The following is a 2,487-nucleotide window of genomic DNA, read 5'->3' as shown; positions in this document are numbered from 1 at the left end:
GTCCGCAGCGAAAAGGGCATCCGTTTCGGTGGACGCCCTCTCCCAGTCGCTGTGTGATCACCCAACCCGGTGAACGTTCCCGGTCACCGCACTAGGCTGCCGCCTGGCGGTTGTAGAAACCGGCGATCTGATCCCACTCCTCGCGCAGGTTCTTCTCAAAGGTGCTCTCCAGCAGGCCGCCGACCCCGAACACCTTTGCTTCCAGCTCGTAGTCCACGATGATGCGGCAGCCGTCGCCGCGTTCCTCCGCTCGCAGGGTGCCCTCTTCGCGGAGCTTGTCGGCGAGGGTGCTCGGCGTGACCCTCCACTGGTACACGCGGGCGGACTTGTTGAACTGTCCGTCCTCGGTCTGGCGGAAGCCCGAGCCGAGGAGCTTCGCCACTGGCCCGGGCAGCGACATCTGCTTGGCGAACGTGGTGGTGCGGGTCAGCTGCCCGTCAGCATCCGCAAGGCTGGTAGTGCTGTAGTCGACGTAGCGCAAATGCCCCTGGTATAGATCTTCTGCCCGGCTCCGGTCGAAGAACCAGCCGAAGAACGCAGCCGGCTCGCCGTGGAGGTCGTGGCTCATTGTGAATTTCCCCATTCCACTACTATATGTGTTCGACTGATTACAAAAAAGGCGGCTTGCTGGACATCGCCTCGCCGGCCGTCTTCAGGCAGCACCCGGCCTTGGGGCCTTCGACCTCGATCTCGCCGTCCGGGCGGCTGGAGGGCGATCCTGTAGGGGTCCGGCCCACATAAGCCCAAAACCCACATTCGATCTTGCTGGGCTGCTGATGTACCGGATAAACGCACCCGAGTCGCGCGGCGGCCGTTCCGGTGAACCCGCAGGTCGCCGATACCTTGGCGACGGCCATGTACCGGATAACCGTCCCTTATCCGGTACATCAACCCTTGTCCGCCGCGCGCCGCCCCTCAGGCTCCTCGCCGGCGAGCAACACCTGGTGAATGTGGGTTTGGGCTTATATGGGCCGGACCTCGTCCTGCTTTGCAACGGCTGGCCGCCGCGCAGGACGAACCCGATGACCTCGCCGCTGTGGGGCATCCGTACCGTCAGCGTGCCGGTGGGGTGGAGTCCGAGAGTCAGCCGGTCTGATCACCGGATCGGACCGATCGGCGTTCCCAGGCCAGGGCCGCGACCACACCGATGGCATAGGCGACCAGGTCCCATGGGTCGGGGAACGCACCGACCAGGACACCGCCGATGCCCGGCGGGGTCATGCCGACTATTTGGTAGAACTCGACGGCGGCGGCGATCGCGGCCGTGGCCAGGGTGCGGCGTGCGGCGGTGGTGCGCCACAGCAGCCCCAAGGACGCGTAGACCAGCATGGTGGCGCCGACGTCGCTCACGTAACCGCGGATGAACGGTTGTCCCGGGCCCCGGTAGAAGAGGGTGAACGCGCCGACGGCGAGGGCGACGCCACCCAGAAGGACCATGGCACGGCGCATGTGATTGACATCTTCTCCGAATCTCAACGATCAGGACGAACCTGATCATAGAGCTCGTCCCTTATGGCGGCATGCTGATTGCGGCAGGTCAGCGACCGCGGTGGAGCGCCATGGCGACGGCATGCCAGCACGCTGGAACATAGTGACGATCCATCCGGAATGAGGCCCGACCAGATGAAACAGTGCCCCGCGTGGTGCGAGGAAGAGCACTCCAACACCCGTTCATGATCCACCGAATGTGGGTTTTGACCTTTGTGAGGGCCTCCGCTCCCGAACGTGTCCTCAGCCGCCATCTGGGCCGGTGACCGGATAGAACACCGGTTCTGTCCCGCTCCCGGCGCGGCGTCTGACCAGATCGCCTATCGCTACATAAAGTAGTTAATTACTACTGTATGTAATGCTTGGGTTGGATCCACCAGGAAGCCGCTCCGTCACGGCCGTCCATCCCGGGTACATCCCAGCCCGACCCCAAGGAAAAGACCATGCCCCGAACCCGCACCGAGCTCCTGGCCACGAGCACCGTCGGCGCGCTGCTCACCCTCGGCGCCCTGACCCTGCCCACGGCCGTCTTCGCCGGACCCGCCGGCGTGCTCACCCCGGCCGGCTCCGCGCACGCCGCGCCCGCGGATCCTCCCCCCAACGCCGACGTCCTCGTCTACCTCGACGCAGACCTCGCAGACATCCACGCACACATCGACATAGGGGGGTGAGGCCGCACCGTCGGCGCCCTCGGGGGTCCGGCCGCTCCCCGCGGCGGCCGCGGCCGCGTTTGGTCGCCCTCCGGGCCGTGCGGCGCCGCGCCGATACCGGACAGTGCGTTGATTCTGATCGATCCGCCCCGGTAACGATCATGTAGCGTCCGGTCGGATGCGGGCCGCGGGCGGCTGGAATGGGAGACATGCCGTTCCTGCCGCGCCGCCGTTCCTCCCGAGCTGATGTGCCTGTCGTTGCGGCGGAGGTGGTTCCGCCGCAGTTGCGTACTCCCCGGTCGGCCGCGTGGTGGATCGTGCCGGTCACGCTGCTGGTGGGTGGTGTGGT

Annotated in this window: 3 protein-coding genes; 1 reads left to right on the top strand and 2 read right to left on the bottom strand. The window is 66.1% G+C overall.

The genetic code is table 11. The features are described from left to right. Nucleotides 1-91: 91 nt before the first annotated feature. Both ACZ6R6_RS49235 and ACZ6R6_RS49230 read right to left on the bottom strand, forming a co-directional pair. Nucleotides 92-568, bottom strand: a complete 477-nt coding sequence (locus ACZ6R6_RS49235; protein WP_470104455.1) for a DUF2505 family protein — start codon at nt 566-568, stop codon at nt 92-94. 515 nt (nt 569-1,083) lie between these two features. After that, the gene (locus ACZ6R6_RS49230; RefSeq protein WP_470104454.1) at nt 1,084-1,437 is read right to left on the bottom strand and encodes a DUF2809 domain-containing protein; all 354 of its coding nucleotides are present in this window, start codon (nt 1,435-1,437) and stop codon (nt 1,084-1,086) included. Between the two features lie 494 nt (nt 1,438-1,931). Here ACZ6R6_RS49230 and ACZ6R6_RS49225 point away from each other — a divergent pair, with 494 nt between their 5' ends. Beyond that, nucleotides 1,932-2,159: a hypothetical protein gene (locus tag ACZ6R6_RS49225; protein ID WP_470104452.1), complete on the top strand. Its 228-nt coding sequence runs from the start codon at nt 1,932-1,934 to the stop codon at nt 2,157-2,159. Nucleotides 2,160-2,487 lie beyond the last annotated feature (328 nt).

This window comes from Streptosporangium sp. NPDC048886, assembly GCF_055586905.1.
This window is presented reverse-complemented; position numbering and strand designations above follow the sequence as displayed.

Bases quoted from the DNA above. Each gene is read 5' to 3' on its own strand.
- ACZ6R6_RS49235 (WP_470104455.1), bottom strand. From the start codon at position 568: ATGAGCCACGACCTCCACGGCGAGCCGGCTGCGTTCTTCGGCTGGTTC.
- ACZ6R6_RS49230 (WP_470104454.1), bottom strand. From the start codon at position 1,437: ATGGTCCTTCTGGGTGGCGTCGCCCTCGCCGTCGGCGCGTTCACCCTC.
- ACZ6R6_RS49225 (WP_470104452.1), top strand. From the start codon at position 1,932: ATGCCCCGAACCCGCACCGAGCTCCTGGCCACGAGCACCGTCGGCGCG.